The 17,591-nt window shown below is 67.5% G+C and carries 21 protein-coding genes; 5 read left to right on the forward strand and 16 right to left on the reverse strand.

Annotated features, from left to right (window positions below):
- The first annotated feature begins 409 nt into the window (after nt 1–409).
- Both AC06FB_RS01470 and AC06FB_RS01475 read left to right on the forward strand, forming a co-directional pair.
- A complete protein-coding gene (locus AC06FB_RS01470) occupies nt 410–838 on the forward strand; it encodes a PAS domain-containing protein (RefSeq protein ID WP_065176127.1) in 429 nt (142 codons plus the stop codon).
- On the forward strand, nt 835–2,367 hold the full coding sequence (locus tag AC06FB_RS01475; protein WP_478053296.1) for a flavodoxin domain-containing protein: 1,533 nt from the start codon (nt 835–837) through the stop codon (nt 2,365–2,367). Before AC06FB_RS01470 ends, AC06FB_RS01475 begins: the two co-directional genes overlap by 4 nt.
- Nucleotides 2,368–2,412: 45 nt before the next feature.
- On the opposite strand, the gene AC06FB_RS01480 is transcribed toward AC06FB_RS01475, so the two are convergent.
- From AC06FB_RS01480 to AC06FB_RS01550, 15 genes are all read right to left on the reverse strand, one after another.
- Nucleotides 2,413–3,081 carry a sulfate/molybdate ABC transporter ATP-binding protein gene (locus tag AC06FB_RS01480; RefSeq protein WP_111186847.1) on the reverse strand — a complete coding sequence of 223 codons (669 nt, stop codon included), beginning with the start codon at nt 3,079–3,081 and terminating at the stop codon, nt 2,413–2,415.
- Nucleotides 3,071–3,754 carry a molybdate ABC transporter permease subunit gene (modB, locus tag AC06FB_RS01485; RefSeq protein ID WP_065176130.1) on the reverse strand — a complete coding sequence of 228 codons (684 nt, stop codon included), beginning with the start codon at nt 3,752–3,754 and terminating at the stop codon, nt 3,071–3,073. Before modB ends, AC06FB_RS01480 begins: the two co-directional genes overlap by 11 nt.
- A gap of 3 nt (nt 3,755–3,757) precedes the next feature.
- On the reverse strand, nt 3,758–4,501 hold the full coding sequence (gene modA / locus AC06FB_RS01490) for a molybdate ABC transporter substrate-binding protein (protein WP_111186846.1): 744 nt from the start codon (nt 4,499–4,501) through the stop codon (nt 3,758–3,760).
- Between the two features lie 19 nt (nt 4,502–4,520).
- Nucleotides 4,521–5,297 (reverse strand): helix-turn-helix domain-containing protein, encoded by a 777-nt coding sequence (locus AC06FB_RS01495; RefSeq protein ID WP_111186845.1) that lies wholly within the window; start codon nt 5,295–5,297, stop codon nt 4,521–4,523.
- A 55-nt stretch (nt 5,298–5,352) separates the two neighbouring features.
- The gene (locus AC06FB_RS01500; RefSeq protein ID WP_053519762.1) at nt 5,353–5,718 is read right to left on the reverse strand and encodes a hypothetical protein; all 366 of its coding nucleotides are present in this window, start codon (nt 5,716–5,718) and stop codon (nt 5,353–5,355) included.
- The gene (mobA, locus tag AC06FB_RS01505) at nt 5,715–6,272 is read right to left on the reverse strand and encodes a molybdenum cofactor guanylyltransferase (protein ID WP_053519763.1); all 558 of its coding nucleotides are present in this window, start codon (nt 6,270–6,272) and stop codon (nt 5,715–5,717) included. Before mobA ends, AC06FB_RS01500 begins: the two co-directional genes overlap by 4 nt.
- Nucleotides 6,244–6,738 (reverse strand): molybdenum cofactor biosynthesis protein MoaE, encoded by a 495-nt coding sequence (locus AC06FB_RS01510; RefSeq protein ID WP_065183010.1) that lies wholly within the window; start codon nt 6,736–6,738, stop codon nt 6,244–6,246. Before AC06FB_RS01510 ends, mobA begins: the two co-directional genes overlap by 29 nt.
- Nucleotides 6,739–6,741: 3 nt before the next feature.
- A complete protein-coding gene (locus AC06FB_RS01515; RefSeq protein ID WP_164152877.1) occupies nt 6,742–7,002 on the reverse strand; it encodes a MoaD/ThiS family protein in 261 nt (86 codons plus the stop codon).
- Complete coding sequence (locus AC06FB_RS01520; protein ID WP_128988281.1) at nt 6,999–8,255, reverse strand: molybdopterin molybdotransferase MoeA; 1,257 nt, start codon at nt 8,253–8,255, stop codon at nt 6,999–7,001. The genes AC06FB_RS01515 and AC06FB_RS01520 overlap by 4 nt, the downstream gene beginning before the upstream one ends.
- Nucleotides 8,252–9,250, reverse strand: a complete 999-nt coding sequence (gene moaCB / locus AC06FB_RS01525) for a bifunctional molybdenum cofactor biosynthesis protein MoaC/MoaB (protein ID WP_065176136.1) — start codon at nt 9,248–9,250, stop codon at nt 8,252–8,254. The genes AC06FB_RS01520 and moaCB overlap by 4 nt, the downstream gene beginning before the upstream one ends.
- 8 nt (nt 9,251–9,258) lie before the next feature.
- Complete coding sequence (gene moaA, locus AC06FB_RS01530) at nt 9,259–10,239, reverse strand: GTP 3',8-cyclase MoaA (RefSeq protein ID WP_128988285.1); 981 nt, start codon at nt 10,237–10,239, stop codon at nt 9,259–9,261.
- Between the two features lie 220 nt (nt 10,240–10,459).
- Complete coding sequence (locus AC06FB_RS01535) at nt 10,460–11,140, reverse strand: L,D-transpeptidase (protein ID WP_263174503.1); 681 nt, start codon at nt 11,138–11,140, stop codon at nt 10,460–10,462.
- 142 nt (nt 11,141–11,282) lie between these two features.
- The gene (locus tag AC06FB_RS01540; RefSeq protein WP_197571129.1) at nt 11,283–11,552 is read right to left on the reverse strand and encodes a hypothetical protein; all 270 of its coding nucleotides are present in this window, start codon (nt 11,550–11,552) and stop codon (nt 11,283–11,285) included.
- Nucleotides 11,553–11,663: 111 nt separating this feature from the next.
- Entirely contained in the window at nt 11,664–13,010 is a 1,347-nt protein-coding gene (locus tag AC06FB_RS01545) for an MFS transporter (RefSeq protein ID WP_346475113.1), read from the reverse strand.
- 67 nt (nt 13,011–13,077) lie between these two features.
- Nucleotides 13,078–13,824, reverse strand: coding sequence for a glucose 1-dehydrogenase (locus AC06FB_RS01550; RefSeq protein ID WP_065183016.1), 747 nt, complete (start codon nt 13,822–13,824; stop codon nt 13,078–13,080).
- A gap of 124 nt (nt 13,825–13,948) precedes the next feature.
- Between AC06FB_RS01550 and AC06FB_RS01555 the strand changes: the two genes are divergently transcribed.
- Together AC06FB_RS01555 and AC06FB_RS01560 are read left to right on the forward strand one after the other, a co-directional pair.
- A complete protein-coding gene (locus AC06FB_RS01555) occupies nt 13,949–14,836 on the forward strand; it encodes a LysR family transcriptional regulator (protein WP_478053321.1) in 888 nt (295 codons plus the stop codon).
- 72 nt (nt 14,837–14,908) lie between these two features.
- Nucleotides 14,909–15,250, forward strand: a complete 342-nt coding sequence (locus AC06FB_RS01560; protein WP_053519774.1) for an RcnB family protein — start codon at nt 14,909–14,911, stop codon at nt 15,248–15,250.
- 97 nt (nt 15,251–15,347) lie between these two features.
- On the opposite strand, the gene AC06FB_RS01565 is transcribed toward AC06FB_RS01560, so the two are convergent.
- Entirely contained in the window at nt 15,348–16,244 is an 897-nt protein-coding gene (locus AC06FB_RS01565) for a retropepsin-like aspartic protease (protein ID WP_262218253.1), read from the reverse strand.
- Nucleotides 16,245–16,502: 258 nt separating this feature from the next.
- Between AC06FB_RS01565 and AC06FB_RS01570 the strand changes: the two genes are divergently transcribed.
- Nucleotides 16,503–17,555, forward strand: coding sequence for a sensor domain-containing diguanylate cyclase (locus AC06FB_RS01570; protein ID WP_128988296.1), 1,053 nt, complete (start codon nt 16,503–16,505; stop codon nt 17,553–17,555).
- Nucleotides 17,556–17,591: the final 36 nt, after the last annotated feature.

The raw sequence follows: 17,591 nt of genomic DNA on the forward strand, positions 1-17,591 counted from the left end.
AGGCAGACGGACGCCAACGGCGCCCGGACGGGCGCTGAAGCGGAGAGGGAAGTCGACGCAGAACGTGGGGGACGTCAGCGAGAGGCTCAGGAGGACAATAGCCCCGAATGCGATCAATCGGCCGTGAAGCCCTGGCGATTTCTTTGTGACAACGCGTCATGAGCTGAGTACGCATGCCGCGTTCATCACGCCCATCGATGCCTCCCGGACGGGACATCCACCTGGATGCCGTGCGCGCGCTGCCCGTGGCCTGGGTGGTGGCGGTCGGCTGGGTGCCATATGCGACATCCCGTCGCAGGCGATCCCTGCCTCCCCCTTGACCAATGTCAAACCGGCCGCCGGCACGCGGGGGTATCTCTATGCAGGCCCCGAACATGCCGGCGTTTCCGGCAGCCACAAGGACCCTGCAATGCACGACACCCCCGACAACAGCCAGCTCCTGAACGCCCTGCAGAAGGTCATGGTGATCTCCACCACTGACCTGCAGGGCAACATCACCTACGCCAATGATCTGTTCTGCACGCTCACCGGCTTCGCACGTGAAGAACTGATCGGCCAGCCGCACAGCATCGTGCGCCATCCGGATGTGCCCAAGGCCGTCTACAAGGACATGTGGGACACGATCAAGGCCGGCGGCATCTGGACCGGCATCGTGCCGAACCTGGGCAAGGGGGGCGTGCTCTATGTGGTCGACACCACCGTGCAGCCGCTGTTCGACGCCGAAGGCAACATCACCGCGTACATCAGCATCCGCCGTGTGGTGAACGACCTGATGCAGGACTTCGAGCAGGTCGAGTTCAGCAAGGAGAAATTCGACGACTTCTACGAGGCCGCGTGAACACCATCGCTGCCACACCGGTTCGCCGCCTGCTGGTGGGTTTCGCCTCCGAATCGGGCAATGCCCGCGCCCTGGCCCAGCGCCTGGGCGCGGACCCTGGCCTGCAAGCGCTCGCGCCGCAGGTGCTGCCGTTCAACGACATTGACGTTGCCAGCCTGGGCCAGGGCGATGTGCTGCTGGCGATCTCCAGTTCGTTCGGCGACGGCGAGCCGCCCGCGAACGGCGAACGCTTCTTCCAGAGCGTGTGCCAGACCGGGTCGCTGCCCGGCCTGCGCTACGCGGTGTTCGGCCTGGGCGACACCGGCTACCCTCGATTCTGCGGCTTCACCCGAGCGCTGGACGCGGCGCTGAGCGAACGCCAAGCGCAGCCGCTGCTGCGACGGGTCGACGCCGACCTCGGCTATGAACGGTTCTTCCAGCAGTGGCAGCCGGTGCTCCGCCAGGTGCTCGAGGGCGATGCCGCCGCCGGCCAGGACCTGCATCTGCAGGTTACCGCCTACGGTCACGACAATGCCTTCGCCGCGCCCATCGTCGAGCGCCACCGCGTCAACAGCAGTGATCCGGCCGCGTGGCACCTGCAGCTGGATATTGCCGGCAGTGGCATGGCCTACTGCGCCGGCGACACGGTGCACGTGCTGCCGGACCACGACCCTGCACTGCTGCAGGCCCTTGCCACCTGGTACGGCGACAATGCGGCCATCGCCATGCTGCAGGACCGCGAACTGCGGCTGCTGGGCAGGGGCGTGCTGCGCGAGCTGGCCAGGCTGGGCGGCAGCGAGCGGTTGAAGTCGCTGCTGAAGGTCAGCCAGAAGCGCGAGCTGGATGCCTACCTGCACGGTCTGGACGTGCTGGATATCCTGCAGGACCACGCCAGCCCGGACCGCGTGCCGCTGGCCAGGCTGCGCGACATCCTGTCAGCGCGCCTGCCACGGGCCTACTCGATCGCCTCGCATCCCGGCAACGGCCAGCTGAGCCTGTGCATACGCGAAGTGCGCTACACCCTGCGCGGCCGCGAGCGTTCCGGTACCGCCACCGGCAGCCTGCTGCGGGGGGGCAGCCACGCCCGCGTGTACTGCCGCTCCAATCCAGGCTTCCATCTGGCCGACACCGGCAGCGCGCCCCTGCTGCTGATCGGCACCGGCACCGGCATCGCGCCGCTGATCGGCCTGGTGCAGCAGGTGCAGGCCAATGGCTGCGGACGCGAACTGCATCTTGTGTTCGGCGAGAAGCATTGCGAACACGATTACCTCTATCGCGAGCAGCTGCAGGACTGGCATGCGCGCGGCGTGCTCGCCGGCCTGCATCCTGCCTTCTCGCGTGACGGAACCGAAAAGGTGTATGTGCAGCATGTGCTGCGGCAGCGCGCCCGCGAAGTAAGGCAGGTGTTGTCCCGCGGCGGGCACCTGTACCTGTGCGGCAACAAGCGCCACCTGGAAGACGCGGTGCGCGAGGCCATCGACGCCATTGGCGGCCAGGGGCATTGGGACCTGCTGCGCGGGGAGGGCCGCATTCACTGCGAGCTGTACTGACCCTGCATCGATTCGGCCGGCCGTGGCCCGGCACGAGCGCATGCATCAATCGCCGACGACCCGGCCGTCCGCCATGTGCGCGACCTGCTGGCCGAAGACAACGGCATCCTGAGGATCGTGGCTGATCAGCAGCAGCGGAATGCCGGTACTGTCCAGCACCGCCGCCAGCTCCTCGCGCAGGTGCTGGCGCAGGTCGTGGTCCAGTGCAGCGAACGGCTCGTCCAGCAGCAATGCCTGCGGTTGGGTCACCATGACCCGCGCCAGGGCCGTACGCTGACGCTGGCCGCCGGAGATCTGCGACGGCAGCAGATCCCCCACGTGGTCGATACGGAACGCCTGCAGCCACTGCTCGACGACGTCGAAGCGCTGGCCACGGCGTGGATTGAACCAGCTCCGCTGCAGCCCGAACGCCACGTTCTGGCGCACGCTCAGGTGGGGAAACAGCGCGTAGTCCTGGAACACGTACCCCAGGCGACGCCGCTGCGGTGGCAGGTCGACCCGCGCGTGGGAATCGAACAGCACCTGCCCCTGCAGCGTCACATGGCCCTGTCCGGGACGCAGCAGTCCGGCCACGGCCTTGAGCGTCAGGCTTTTGCCTGCCCCGGACGGGCCGAACACCACCACCTGGCGCTGCGTGCACTGCAGCGTGACGTCCAGTTCGAAGACCTGGCCCGCTGCCTGCATCCGGCGCCGCACCTTCAGGTCAAGCCACATCGCGCAGCTCCCTGCGATGCCCGCCCACCAAGCGTGCCGCCAGCAGCAGGATGACGATGCACACTACCGACGTCAGGATCACCAGCGCATTGGCCCTGCCGTCCTGCCCTGCCTGCACCGCCTCGTAGATGGCGATCGACAGCGTCTGCGTACGACCCGGGATGCTGCCGGCCACCATCAGCGTCGCGCCGAACTCACCCATCGCCCGGGCAAACGCCAGCAGGAGGCCGGCGAGAATGCCGCGCCAGGCCAGCGGCAGCGTGATGCGGAAGAACACCGCCGCCTCCGACACGCCGAGCGTGCGCGCGGCCTGCTCCAGCTGCCCGTCCACATCCTCGAACGCCGCGCGTGCCGGCTTGAACACCAGCGGCAGCGAAGCCACTGCCGCGGCGACCACCGCCGCCTGCCAGGTAAAGATCAGGTTGATGCCGAACCACGACTGCAACCACGCGCCAATGGGGCCGTTGCGCCCTATCAGCACCAGCAGGTAATAACCGAGCACCGTCGGCGGCAGCACCATCGGCAGGGTCAGCAGCGAATCCAGCAGTTCGCGGCCGGGGAAGCGCCGACGCGCCAGCAACGCCCCCAATCCAACGCCCAGCACCAGATTGATCGCCGTGGCCCAGCCGGCGACCTTCAGCGACAACCCCAGCGCGCTCCAGTCCAGGTCCATCCGTCAGGGCTTGCCGAACCCGTGCCTGGCCAGGATCGCCTGACCTTGTGCCGACCGCACGAAGGTGGCGAAGCGCCTGGCTTCGGCTGGCTGCGTGCTCGCCCGGGTCACCGCCAGCGGATAGGCGATGCGTCCGGACACCGGCACTGCGAAGGCACGACGCACGCGGCCGGCCATGGCCTGTGCGTCGGTGGCGTAGACGAAACCGGCGTCCACCTCCCCCCGCGCCACGTAATCCAACGACTGGCGTACGTTCTGCGTGGTGACGATCCTGCCCTGCACCGACGGCCACAGGCCCGCCGCTTCCAGCGCACCCTTGGCATAGCGGCCGACCGGCACGCTGTCCGGGTTGCCCAGCGCGAGGCGCCGCACGTCGGCACCCGCGAGATCCTTCAGGCTACGCGGCCCGCCCCGGGTCTGCGGCGGCACCACCACCCACAGCGCGTTCACCGCGAACACCTCGCGGGTACCGGCAGCCAGCAGGCCCTGCTGCTGTGCCTGATCCATGGTGACTTCGTCAGCCGAAGCAAACACATCGACCGGTGCGCCCCGGCTGATCTGCTGCAGCAGCACGCCGGAGGCGGCGAAGTTGAAATCGACCCGGGCGCCGGGGTGGGCCTTCTCATAGGCGGCACCGAGTTCACGGAAGCTCTCGGTCAGGCTCGACGCCGCCGATACCGTCAGCCCGGCTGCGTACGCCGGCAGCGACGCCAGCATCCCCAGCAACATCAGTCCCGCTCGCATCATCTTCGGCTCCCGGCCAGATTCAGTTCGGATCGGATTCATCGGCCGATGCCAGCAATGCCAGGCGCTCGGGCTGCAACAACAGGATTTCCCGCTGCCTGACCGCGATGATCCCATCATCGCTCAGCCGGCGCAGCACGCGGCTGGCGGTTTCCGGTGCCATCCGCAGGTAATTGGCGATCTCGGTGCGTGCCATCGTCAGGTTGAACCGGGTGGCGGAGAACCCGCGGCGTGCGTAGCGCTCGGACATGTCCAGCAGGAACGCGGCCATCCGCTCTTCGGTGCGATGGTTGGCCGCCAGCAGGGCAACCTTGCCGATCTCCGCACTGAGCAGGCTGAACAGCCGCGCCTGCAGGCCCGGCATGCGGGTGGCCAGCAGGCTCAGCCTGGGGAATGAGATCCGGCACAGGTACACGGTATCCAGCGCCACGGCATTGCAGGGAAAGCGTGCCTCGTGGATCGCGTTCAGGCCGATCACCTCACCGGGCAGACTGAAACCGAGCACCTGCTCGTTGCCCTGGCTGTCATCGACAAACGTCTTGACCATGCCGGCACGCACCGCCGCGATCGAATCGAACGGCTCGCCGGCGCGGAAGATGTAGTCGCCCGCGTGGAACGGGCCGACATGGTCGACCAGCACATGCAGTTCGCCCAGCGCGGCCTTGTCATACCCCTGCGACATGCAGGCATCGGAGAATGCACAGGTACTGCAGAAGTGCAGCGCGTCGCCGTCATCGGCAGCGGCGGGGTTCGGCGTCGCCGCGCCCTGGCGAACCTGTGGGGACGGAGTGGAGAACATCACGGAATGCCTGGATGAAGGCCTTCATCATACGGCAGGCGTGCCACGGCCGGTCTCACGGCGGCGGACGCTGCCCCCGCCGCTGATGACCGCGCTGGCGCATGCTGTCGCGCACATCCACGTCGAACTGAAGCTGCAACGAACTGTCATCATCCAGCGCGATGGAAAATTCCAGACCATCACGCGACGGCAGTCGTGCTGCCAGCCCCTGCACTGCATCGCGCGGCAGCACCAGCCGGCAGACCGTGCCACCGTCCAGCAGCACCGCCTGGTCGCCCCCATGCAGCGACAACGCGGTTCCCCACCCGCCCGTGCCACCAAACCGGGTCAGGTTCTCCAGCGAGTCGCCGGCCAGCAGTGCTGCCAGTTCCTCTTCATCGACACGCAGGCGCATGGATTGCCGCTGCAGCTGGACTTTCATGTTGCGATGGACTCCCAGTCGGCCCCGGTATTGCAGTTGAACAGCAAGGCACGCTCATTCTCAGGCAGCGGCAACGCCGTCGCCGCCAGCCGCTCCTGCAGGGCACGCAGCGAACGCCGCGCCTGTGGATCTTCGATCAAGGTCCGCAGGGCCCGCCGGCAATGATCATTGATCTGCAGACACATCGGCAATGGCTCGCCGGAGAACACGCTGCAGGCGGAAGGCACCCCGTGCAGCCGATGCAGCAGGGCGCCGGTCAAGCTGGGCATGTCCACCGGCACCACCCACGCAACGGTATCGGGCATGGCCAGGGACACGCTGTAAAGCCCGCCCAGCGGGCCGCAGCGCGCGACCTGGTCGGGAATGCCATCGAAGGCCGGATAGTCACCGCTCACCCACACCCGCTGCGCACCGGCCGCGATCAACACGTCACGCATGTGCTCAAGCAGGGTGCGCCCGCGCCAGGGCAGCAGCGCCTTATCGCGGCCCATGCGGCTGGACAGGCCTCCAGCCAGCACGATGCCGTCAATGGCCGTGCTCGTGGTCATGGCCATGTGCGGGCGTGCTGTCCGCATGGCACAGGCTGCAGCCCTCGCTCCAGGCGCTGTCGCCATCCTCGTAGTGTTCCTGCTTCCAGATCGGGCACTGGTGCTTCACTGCCTCGATCAGCTGCCGGCACGCGCGGAATGCTTCGTCCCGGTGCGGGCTGCCGGCGGCCACCACCACGGCCACATCGCCGATGCCCAGCCGCCCCCTGGCATGCGCCACATACAGCTTCAGGCGCGGCCCGAACGCCGCCTCCACCTCGGCCGCCAGGCGCTGGATTTCGTTCAGCACCAGCGGCTCGAACAGATCGTAGGTGATGCCCGTGACCACCCGACCGACGTTCACGTCACGTACCTTGCCGATGAACACGTCGATACCGCCGAAACCCGGGTCGGACACCGCGGCGATCCCTTCTGCCGGGTCGATCGCCCCGTGCGCCCGGTCCACCACCTTCGCAATCGGCTTCGCGTCCATCGCTCAGCCCCCGCTCACCGGCGGCAGGATGGCCACGCGGCCATCCTCCGGCAGCACATCGTGATCGCGCAGCACGCGCTGCTGGTCGGCGAAGGCCGAATAGTCCAGCAGGCCAGCACGGAAACCGGGCCAACGCACCGGCAGCAGCTCGCGCAGCGCCTGGCGCAGGTCGGCCACGGTCGCACCCGACACCTCCAGCGTGATCTCCCGACGCTCATCCAGATCGGAGAACGCACCGAACAACTGCAACGTCACCTGTTTCATTCCCACTCCCTGCCCGTCAGCTGCACCGGGTCGGCGTGGCCCCAGCCCTGTACGCGCACCGCGCTGCCGGCCGGAACCAGATCGCCCTCGTCCTCCAGTACCACCCAGGCGTTGGCCTGCACCATGGACATCAGACGGAACGATTCCTGTCCGGACAGCACCCGCGCACTCAGCTGGCCCTGCTCGTCCAGCTCCACCCGCGCACGGGCGTGGACGCGCAGGCCGGGCGGCTTGCGCACCATCGCCTGCAGGGGAAGCCGCAGCACCGGTTCCTGCGCCAACCCCAGCAGCCGGCGCAGTACAGGCTCGACAAAGAACCGCTGCCCCACTGCCGCCGACACCGGGTTGCCCGGCAGGCCGAAATACAGCGCACCGTCGGGCAGTACCGCAAACAGCAGCGGCTTTCCCGGACGGATCGCCACTTTGTGGAACACGATTCGCGCCCCGCGCGCGCGCAGTGCGTCGGGCACGAAGTCGTAACGGCCCGCAGAGACCGCACCGGTACTGACCAGTACCCGCGCACCGGCCGCCAGTGCCTGGTCCAGCGCTGCATCGAACGCGGCCACATCATCACCGACGGTGCCCTGCCACACCACCTCAGCTCCGGCCGCGTGCAGCCGCCCGACCAGGTAGGGGCGGTTGCTGTCACGGATCTGCCCGGACTCCAGCGCCTGCGTCGCCTCGCTCACCAGCTCCTTGCCGGTGGCAATCACCGCCACCGCCGGTCGCGACATCACCACCACCTCGCCAACGCCAAGGGCGTGCAGCAGGGTCCGTGCGTTGATATCCACCCTCTGTCCCGCCCGCAGCACGCATTCGCCTTCGGCTACGTCCTCGCCCCGCAGGCGTACGTTCTGGCCCGGCCTGACCACGCTCTTCAGCGCGATCCGGGTCGGACGGCCCGCTTCGCTGGCGAGGATCTGCACGTTCTCGATCGGTACCACCGTGTCCAGGCCGCCCGGCATGCGCGCGCCGGTCATGATCTCCCAGGCGCCCTCGCCGCCTTCGGCATCGCCATCACCCGCCGCCTGCCAGCCCTGCACCGTGAATTCGGTACCCGACTCGAACGCCACCCCGTTGGCGCGCAGCGCAAAACCGTCCATTGCCGAATTGTCGAACGGCGGCAATGCCTGCGCGCTGTGGATGTCACTGGCCAGGGTGCGGCCTGCGGCCTCCTGCAGGGGCAGACGCTCGGCGGGAAGCGGCGTGGCCGCCTCCAGCAGGTGCTGCAGTGCTTCACTGTAGAGAATCACGCGTGGTCACCACCGTCGACCATCGCCAGGGCGTGGCCCAGCACCGGCGCCAGGATGTCCAGGCACTGCGCTGCCGCCTTCGGGCTGCCGGGCAGCGCGAACACCAGCATGCTGCCCAGTTGCACCACCTCGGCGCGGCTCAGCCAGGCCATCGGCGTGTGCTGCGCGCTCAGCGCCCGGACCATCTGCGCCAGCCCATGCACCGGCCGCGCGTTCAACGAACGCAGCGCCTCCGGGGTGAGGTCACGCGGGCCCAGACCGGTACCGCCAGTGCACAGGCACAGGCGCACGCCATCGGCGGCCAATGCCTGAAGGCGATCCGCCAACGGCTCGATGCCATCGGGCAGCACGTCGGCAGCCACCACCTCGCCGCCCAGCCTGTTCAGGCCGGCCACCAGGGTCGGGCCAGAAACATCCTCATAAGTACCTGCGCTGGCACGGTCGCTCAGGGTGATCACCGCGCAGGCCGCGCCTTCCAGGCCCTTCGGCGCACGCGGTCTGAAGCGCGCGCGCTCGGCATCATCCATGCCATCAGGATGCAGCCACAGGCCGCGCTTGCCACCTTCCTTGAACAGCAGGCGGATACCTTCGATGCGCAGCGCCGGTTCCACCGGCTTGCTCAGGTCGTACAGGGTCAGCAGCGCCGCGTTGACGCCGGCCAGCGCTTCCATTTCCACACCGGTACGCGCCTCGCTGGCACACTCGCACCAGACCCGGATGGCGTGCCGTTCCGGCACCGGCGCGCAGAACACCTGCACCAGCTCCAGCGGCAGCGGATGGCACAGTGGCATCAGCATCGACGCCATCTTCGCCCCCTGCAGGCCGGCGATCTCGGCCATGACCAGCGCATCGCCCTTCGGCAGGCGGCGCTCGACGATCAACGGGTACGCCAGCGGACCGGCATGCAGTTCGCCCACCGCCACCGCCCGCCGGCGACTGATGCGCTTGTTGCGGACATCGGCCATATGGAATGCCGCGTTCAGTTCCCCACTCATCGTGCTGCTCATCCTCCGATGGAAGCCAGGTGCGGGGTCAGCCCGGTCCGGCCCTGGTGCAGGCCATGCCCGGCCGCTTTCAGGCCAAGCTGGGTGGTGATGCGCGCCAGCAGCGCGTCATGGTCGTCATCGTGCTGCAGCAGCGCGCGCAGCGGCACGCCGAAGTCGCCGAACAGGCACAGCCGCAGGTCTCCCCTGGCTGTTACCCGCAAGCGGTTGCAGCCCTTGCAGAAATCGCGCGAGTACGGCGCGATGATGCCGATGCTGCCGCGATGGTCCGGGTGGCCGAACTCGCGCGCCGGGCCGGCATCGGCCGCCCGTGCACGCTCGCGCCAGCCGGCAGCCAGCAACTGATCGATCACCCCGTCGGCACGCAGGTGATGCTGCTGGAAATAGGCTTCGTTGTCGCCGGTGCGCATCAGTTCGATGAAGCGCACGCTGAAGGGACGGTCGCGCAGGTACGCCATCCACTGCGGCAGCTCATCGTCGTTGAGGCCGCGCAGCAGCACCGCGTTGAGCTTGATCGACGGCAGCCCCAGCGCCTGCGCCAGGGCCAGGCCCTGCTCGATCTCCGGCAGGCGGTCATGCCCGGTGATCGCAGCAAAGCGTTCGCGCCGCAGACTGTCCACGCTGACGTTCAGCGCCGTCAGGCCGGCGCGGTGCCAACCCGGCAGGCGACGCGGCAACTGCGTGCCGTTGGTGGTGATGGCCACTTTGCCGATACCCGGCACCGCCGCCACCGCCGCAATGATGTCATCAAGATCCTTGCGCAGGCTGGGCTCGCCACCGGTCAGCCGGATCTTGCTCATGCCCAGCGCCGCGAAGGCGCGGACCAGGCGGCTGATCTCCTCGACCTGCAGGAAGCGCGGGCGGCCATCGGCCTGGTACCCCTCCGGCAGGCAATAGCCACAACGGAAGTTGCAGGCTTCGGTCAACGACAGGCGTAGGTACGGAAAGCTGCGTCCGAAACCGTCGGTGAGTTGGCTCATGGCTGGTCCACCTTCTTGCTCCACCGTCCTGCCTGTTGCCGCGTGATGTCGGCGCATCACAGCATGCGGCCTGCGCTGCCACGGGAGTGTGACTGGGCCCATCATGAACGATTTCCGGCAGCGGGTGCACGCTGCCGGGCAACAGGAAGAGCCGCAGCCAGTGTCCGGATGGATGCGCGCCAGGCTGACCGCGCCGCCCACCGGGCCGGCGGTGGAGCGTCTACCTGCGGGCAGATCGTGTGCGCTTGCCGCCGTTGTGCTGCGCAGCCGCGCGGCTCTGTGCGAACTCGGGGAAGGTCTGCTCGATCGGGTCCACGTCCGGCAGGATGTAGAACACCCCGCCCCGCTCGAAGGTGGAACGGATGATGCGTTCGTAGAACTCCGGCGAGACGTTGATGCAGCCGTGGGTGACGCGGTTGTCGTCCGGCGACGGCGATGCCAGGCGCTCGACACGCCTCTCTGCTGGAACGCCGGTTGCGGTCGGATGGATGGAGACTGCGGACTCGTAGTCCACCCACAGCACCCGCCCTGCATCGATCGAAGGGCCGTAGCCGCCCACGAAGCGACCTGCAGGCGTGGTGCGGTCCCGTCCCGGAATGGCACGCAGGGCGAGACCCGCAACGCCGGGCGCGGTGTGGTCGCCGGTCGCTGAACCGAACAATGCAGGGGCCGCGCCGCGCAGCCGGCCGTCGCCACCGAACACCAGGATCTGCGCGGCAGCCTTGTCCATGACTGCGAACGGATAGCCCTGGCTGTCCTTGGACGCCACGACCCAGCCCGCCAGTTCGATCACGGTTTCGGAGACATCCTGGCCGGGTGGCAGTTCATCAACGGCGGCCGACGGCGGCGCGACGGCATCTTCCGCATTGACGACACCAACCACCAGGAACGCCAACGCCACTGCCAGAGCAGCGCGATGGGCACGGCGCGCAAGGGAGGAGTGGGTATGGATGGGAGCATTCCTCGAAAGCTGTGTTACGGGAGGACACCAGTGGCCGCTGCGGCCACTGGGCCCCTGACTCGGATGTGCAGGCTACAGGCGGTCAGCCGCGCGGGGTGCGGCGAGGTGCCCGTTCAAGCTGCTGGACGCGCCCTTCGATCTGATCCAGACGCTGGTTGGCCTGCTGCGCCGACTGATTGGCCGACTCGGCGCTCTGCGCCGCACCCTGCACCTTCACATCAAGCTGGTCGAGCCGCGAGTTGATCGTTGCGAAATCGTCCTTGTAGGTGGCGCAGGCCCCAAGGCCTACGGTGGCGACAATCGCCACACCGAGCGTACGTGCCATCATCAGGTGCTGATTGGTAAGAATCATTCCACTCCCTCCTTCGTCTGGGGTGTCTGGAATATAGCGGCGTTTCGGCACACTCTCCGATTGGCTTTCAGCTGCAGGTGGAAGACGTGGACGTCGCGTGAAGACCCCGTCTCAACCGCGTCGCCAAGCCAGTCCGGCGGCAATCGCCAAGGATGCCGCGATCACCAGCGAGGCCACCACGAACGCGGTGCGCACCTCCGCGGGCGTTGCCGTGTCAGGCGCGACGGCGAAGAACACACCGCCCACCAACGCCACCGACAGCGCCGCACTGATCTGCAGTGTCGCACTCACGATGCCTGCGGCCAGCCCGGCGTGGCGGGCATCCACATGGTCCACGCTCTGCTTCACCAGCGCCGGAAGCGCGATGCCCTGTCCTGCGCCGATCAGAAACAGCGGAAGCGGCAGCCACGACGGCATGTCCAGCAGCGCGAGCGTTGCGACCGCCAGCAGGCCCGCAACCTCCATCACCATCCCATGCGATGCTCCCTGTGCGGCCAGCCGCCGGAACGCCGAACCACACAGCGGCCCGAGAAGGAAACCCAGCCCCAACGGCAGGATCGCCAACCCCGCCGACGCGCTGCTGCGCCCCAGCGCGGACTGCTGATACACCGCGAAGACGAGAAAGAACGCAGCCAGCGCGTAGAAGAAGAATGTCGCTGACAGACTGCGCCTCAACCCGCGCATCTGCAGCAGCGATGGCAATACCAGCGGCATCTGCCCACGCCCCACGCATCGCTGCTCATGCTTCCAGAACAACAGCAGCAGGGGGCCGCTTGCCAGCAGCAGTCCTACGCACCACCACGGCCACTGGCGCTGGCGGCCCTCGATGATCGGTACCACCAGCGCCAGCAACGACGCCGCCAGCGCCACCGCTCCGACAGCGTCCAGCCGTGCTCCCTGGCGGGCGTGCGACTCACGCAGCAGCACGAATGCAGCCGGCACCGCGGCTGCGATGATGGGAAGATTGATGAGGAACACGCTCCTCCACCCTGTCCCCCACAGATCGGCTGTCACAAGCACCCCTCCCAGCAGCTGCCCGCCCACCGATGCGAGGCCGAAGGTGGCGCCATACAGGCCAAGTGCACGGCGCTTCTCGCTGTCCGGGAACAGGGCATGGATCGATGCCAATGACTGCGGGGCCATCAGCGCGGCCGACATCCCCTGCAGCAGCCGTCCGGCCACCAGCACTTCAGCCGCAGGCGCCAGGCCGCACAGCGCCGATGCCAGGCCAAACCCCAGCATGCCTGCGATGAACACCCGTTTCCTGCCGTAGATGTCGCCGAGCCGGCCTCCCAGGATCAGGGTCACCGCGTAGGCCGTGGCGTAGACCGAGATGACCAGCTGCGAGACATCCGGCGGCGCGTGCAGATCGACACGGATGGCCGGCAACGCGACATTGACGATGAAGAAGTCGAGCGGCGGCAGCAGCGTGCCTGTCAGCAGTACAGCCAATGCCATCCAACGGCGCGGATCGGGCGACACGGGGCCCGCAGCGTCAGCCGGTAGATTCATGTCGTCCCCCCACTCAGCGCATGCCGCCTGAGGCAAGCAGGGTGTCGCCGCTCATCCATCGCGCATCATCGGAGGCGAGAAACGCAACGATCGGCGCCACGTCCAGTACCTGGCCTGTCCGGCCCAGTGGTGTCTGCGCCAGATTCCAGGCCTGGAACCCGGAATCGACGACACCCGCAGCATGTGTGCCCTCGGTCTCGATCAGGCCGGGATTGACCGCATTGACACGGATACCGCGCGGACCAAGCTCCCTGGACAACACGCCGGTGATGGCGTCCATCGCGCCCTTCGAACCGGTGTAGATGGCGCTGTCCACCGGCAGGATGCGGGTCACGAATGAACTGATGTTGATGATGCTTGCACCGGGCCGCAGATGGGGAACGGTGGCGGCAGTGACCAGCAGCGGGCCCAGCACATTGATGTCGAACTGGTGGCGATAGAGCGCCTCCGTGGTGTCCTCGATCTTCGCGAACCGGTACACGCCCGAGTTGTTCACCACCACATCCAGCCTGCCGAACGCATCCAGGGCCGTGGCCACCAGTGCATCGACCTCGCGTGCGTCACGCACGTCGGCGCGCACCGCCAGCGCCCGACCACCGGCGGCTTCGATATCGGCAACGACCCGTTCGGCGCCCTCCCGGCTCGAGGCGTAGTTGACGACGACGCTGGCGCCGTCGGCCGCCAGGCGGCGGGCAACCGCAGCGCCAATGCCCTTCGAAGCGCCGGTGACCAGCGCGACCTTGTCTTTCAGCGTGTTCATATCAAGCGGATCCAGTTCCAGGGGGAGGCGGTCAGTGCGACCGGGGCCCATGCTGGACCTTTCAAACTTGTATGTGGACTGACACTGATGCACATTTGCCGTACATTTTTGAACGGGCATGATGATGGAATGGGGTGATGTCCGTGTCTTCCTGGCGATCGTGCGGGGCGGGTCTCTGGGTGAGGCGGCCCGGCGCCTTGGTGTCAGCCATCCCACGGTAGGCCGCCGGTTGAAGGCCCTTGAACAGCATGCCCGGCAGCCCCTGCTGCGGCGGACGCGGGACGGGCTGGTCACGACCGATGCCGGTGATGCAGTGCTGGCCCTGGCCGAGGCCATGGAGAACTCCGCCCTGGCCATGGAGCGCCGCCTGGAAGGCAGCCCGGGCCGGCTGGAAGGCATTCTGCGCATTTCGAGCGCGGACTGGTTTGCCTGCCACGTGCTGACGCCCGTGCTCGCCGAACTGGTACGCCGGCATCCGGCGGTGGTTCCGGAACTGATCGCCAGCTATCGACTGCTTGACCTGTCGCGCCGCGATGCCGACGTCGCGTTCCGCATCGTGCCGTTCAGTGAGCCGGACATCGTCCAGCGCCTCGTGATGACCCTGCCCTACGGCCTGTATGGTTCGGTCTCGACCATCGCCCGGCTGCAGGACGACCCCGATTCGGTCGGGCTCATCCTGATGAACACCGCGCAGTCGCACTTCCCCGACGTGGAATGGTTGCTGCAGCGGTTTCCGCGTTCGCCGCGCGCATTCACCAGTACCAGTCGCAGTGTCCAGGCGCAGATGTGCCTGCACGGTACCGGCATCGCCGTGCTGCCCCGTGCATTGGGTGACGCGGTGGCCGGACTGCAGCGCATCGAATCACACGGGACGCCTCCTTCGCGGGGCATCTGGGTGGGCTATCACCAGGATCTGCGCCACATGGACCGTCTGCGTGCCCTGCTGGACATCCTCGATTCGACACTGCCGCCAACAGGCGCCGCCCCCTCGGCAGGGGAACAGACAGCATGATTCCGTTCACGGGCGTTGGCCTATGGTCCACCTCACCAGGCCGCCAGGACCGGCCACTGACAGGAGGATGCCATGAGGACCCGACACGTCGTACCTGCTCTGATGGTGGCACTGCTCGCCGTCGCACCGGCCTGGGCGGATCCGCCGCACCACGCCCGCGGAAACGGTCCCCCACCGCACGCAGGCGGGCCGCACAATCGCGACGCACCGCCGCCAGGATGGCAGAAGAAGGCATGGCGGCGCGGTGATCATCTGCCGTGGGCGGAAGTGGATCGTCGCTACTGGGTGGATGACTACGCACGCTACAGGCTGCGTGATCCCGGCCGCGGCCAGCGCTGGGTCCGCCAGAGCGACACCGAGTATCTGCTTGTTGAAATCGCCACCGGCGTGATCGTCGACGCGCTGCGTCGGTGAACGCAGCCCTGGCTGACCCATCGGGCGCAGACGCGCGATGGGTCAGCCCTTCCTGCGCTGCCTGCCGCTGCTGCGTCCAGCGGTGGGCGCTGAAGGGCTAGTTCGGCAGGGCGCGTGCGTTCGCGTTTGGCCGCAGATGGACCTGCCCGTTTCTGGTATCCAGCAGGATGTTGAAGTTGCGCAGTGCTTCACTGCCCAGCGTGCCGTCGGCATTGGATCCATCCTCATCGATGGTGAACGACACCTTGGGCTGTTCCAGTCGCAGCCCGCCCACATCGACCGATGCGATCCGTGCATCGACGGCCCGGATCTTCCTGCCCGCCGAGCCGCTGAACTGTGAGGTACCGATCGTGCGGGTGAACACCTCCTGCAGTCGGTGGCGCGAGCTGTACGCATGGCCCAGATCGATGGCGCCGTTGCTGCCGGTGTCCACGAACAGCCAGGCCGCAAGTGTCGAGCCACCCTCACGCAGAAGCACTTCGATGGCGGGCGTATTGTCGATCCAGCGGACGTTCGCGCGGGTGTATCCGTGCAGATCCGGCAACCGGTCGTGCACGCGCAGCAGCTTGCGGTCGTAGTCGATCTCGATGATGCGCCCCGCGAAGAATGTCCAGCCAAGCACGGCGTCGAACGGACGCTTGCCGTAGTCGATCACGGCCGCCCCCATCGTCCGGCGCATGTCTCCCACGACGACCGTGTTGTGGGTACTGTAGTCCACGAAACTCACGCCGTCGGAGCCGGTGTTCTCGGAGCGGTCATCGACCTGCATCGACGCCGCCTTGCGGGTGGCAACCGTGACTGCCAGTCCGTCAGCGCCGGTGTCGACAAGAAAGCGCAGCGGTCCTGACTGGTTGATCCGCCCTTCCACATAGATCCGGTGATCCTTGTCCTGCTCGAAAGGAAGGGTGATCGTCCCGGCCGCGGCGCGGGACTGCGGAAGAACAAGCAGCCCCGCAACCAGGGCGACGTACCACGAACGTATGGACTGGCGCATTGATGGCTTCCAGTGGAGGGCAACGGCAGATTGCCGCCTGCCTTGGATGCGGCAGGGGTGCAGAAGGTTTAGACGCCTGCCGCGCTGCCCTCGATGATTCCGGACCGAAGCAAACCGGCGCCCGCGGCCCCGTGTTGCCATCCGGCGCTGACGTCGGCGACCGCAGCATGCACGGGCCGTTGACGTCGCAATGCCAGACTGCTGGAGCGCGCTCCACCGTGGAGCGCCGTTGGTCGTGCGATCTTGGGGGGATCGGCAATGCCCTACTTCACTGATTCGACCGAGGTGGCCGTCGAGGGTATCGGCGCGGCGCGGCGCATCGGTTGGATGCGGTTCGTCGGCAGCAGCCTGGCGGCCCTCCCCCTGGCCTCCATCCTGCTCGAACGCCAGGATGGCGTGTGGCCATGGACGCTGCTGCTGCTCAACGCGCTGGCATGGCCGACGATCGCTCTGGTCCTCACCCGGCGTTCCCCCGAGCCGGCCGCCACCCAGTTCCGCTGCATGGTGCTCGATTCCTTCCTTGGCGGCGCGTGGATCGCGTTCATCGCCCTCAGCATCGTGCCCAGCGCACTGTTCACCGCCCTGCTGGTGGCCGACAAGATCGCAGCAGGGGGAGTGCGGCTGGCGCTGCGGGCGACACTGGCGCTGGTGCTGGGTTTTGGACTCGTCTGGTTCGCGCTGGGCTTCCCCTACCAGCCGACCACCTCGCAACGCAGCATCATGCTGAGCATGCCGTTCCTGTTCGTGTACGGCATCGGCCTCAGCATCCTGAGCTGGCAACTCGCGCGCCGGGTCAAATCACAGAACCGGCAGCTGCGGCGGCTGAGCCGGATGGATCCGCTGGTGGAGCTGGCCAACCGGGGCTTCCTGATCCACCGTGCCCAGCAGGCGCTGGACAAATCCCAGCGCCACGGTGGCATGGCGTGCCTGTTGATGCTGGATGTGGATGACTTCAAGCGCATCAACGACTCGCAGGGGCATCGCGCCGGCGATCAGGTCCTGCGGCATATCGCCACGACACTGCGCGAATTCGCCAGCCCGGCCGATACAGCTGCACGGCTCGGGGGGGATGAGTTCGTCGTGCTGCTGCGCGACTGCGCCGCGTCAGACGCCATGCAGATGGCGGCACGCATCCGGCAACGCCTGCACGAGAACGCACGCCGGACAGGACCGGCGAGCGATTTCAGTGTCAGCATGGGAGTCGCTGCGAGCCCGCGACACGGCAGTGTCGAGGACTGGCTGGCACTGGCCGACCGAGCCCTCTACCACGCCAAGCGGCAAGGCAAGGACACCGCCAGTTTCGCCGAGTAATGGCCGCGTAGCAGCGTCATCCCGGTCGGTCGCGGT

The organism is Stenotrophomonas sp. Steno-C15, from assembly GCF_056393265.1.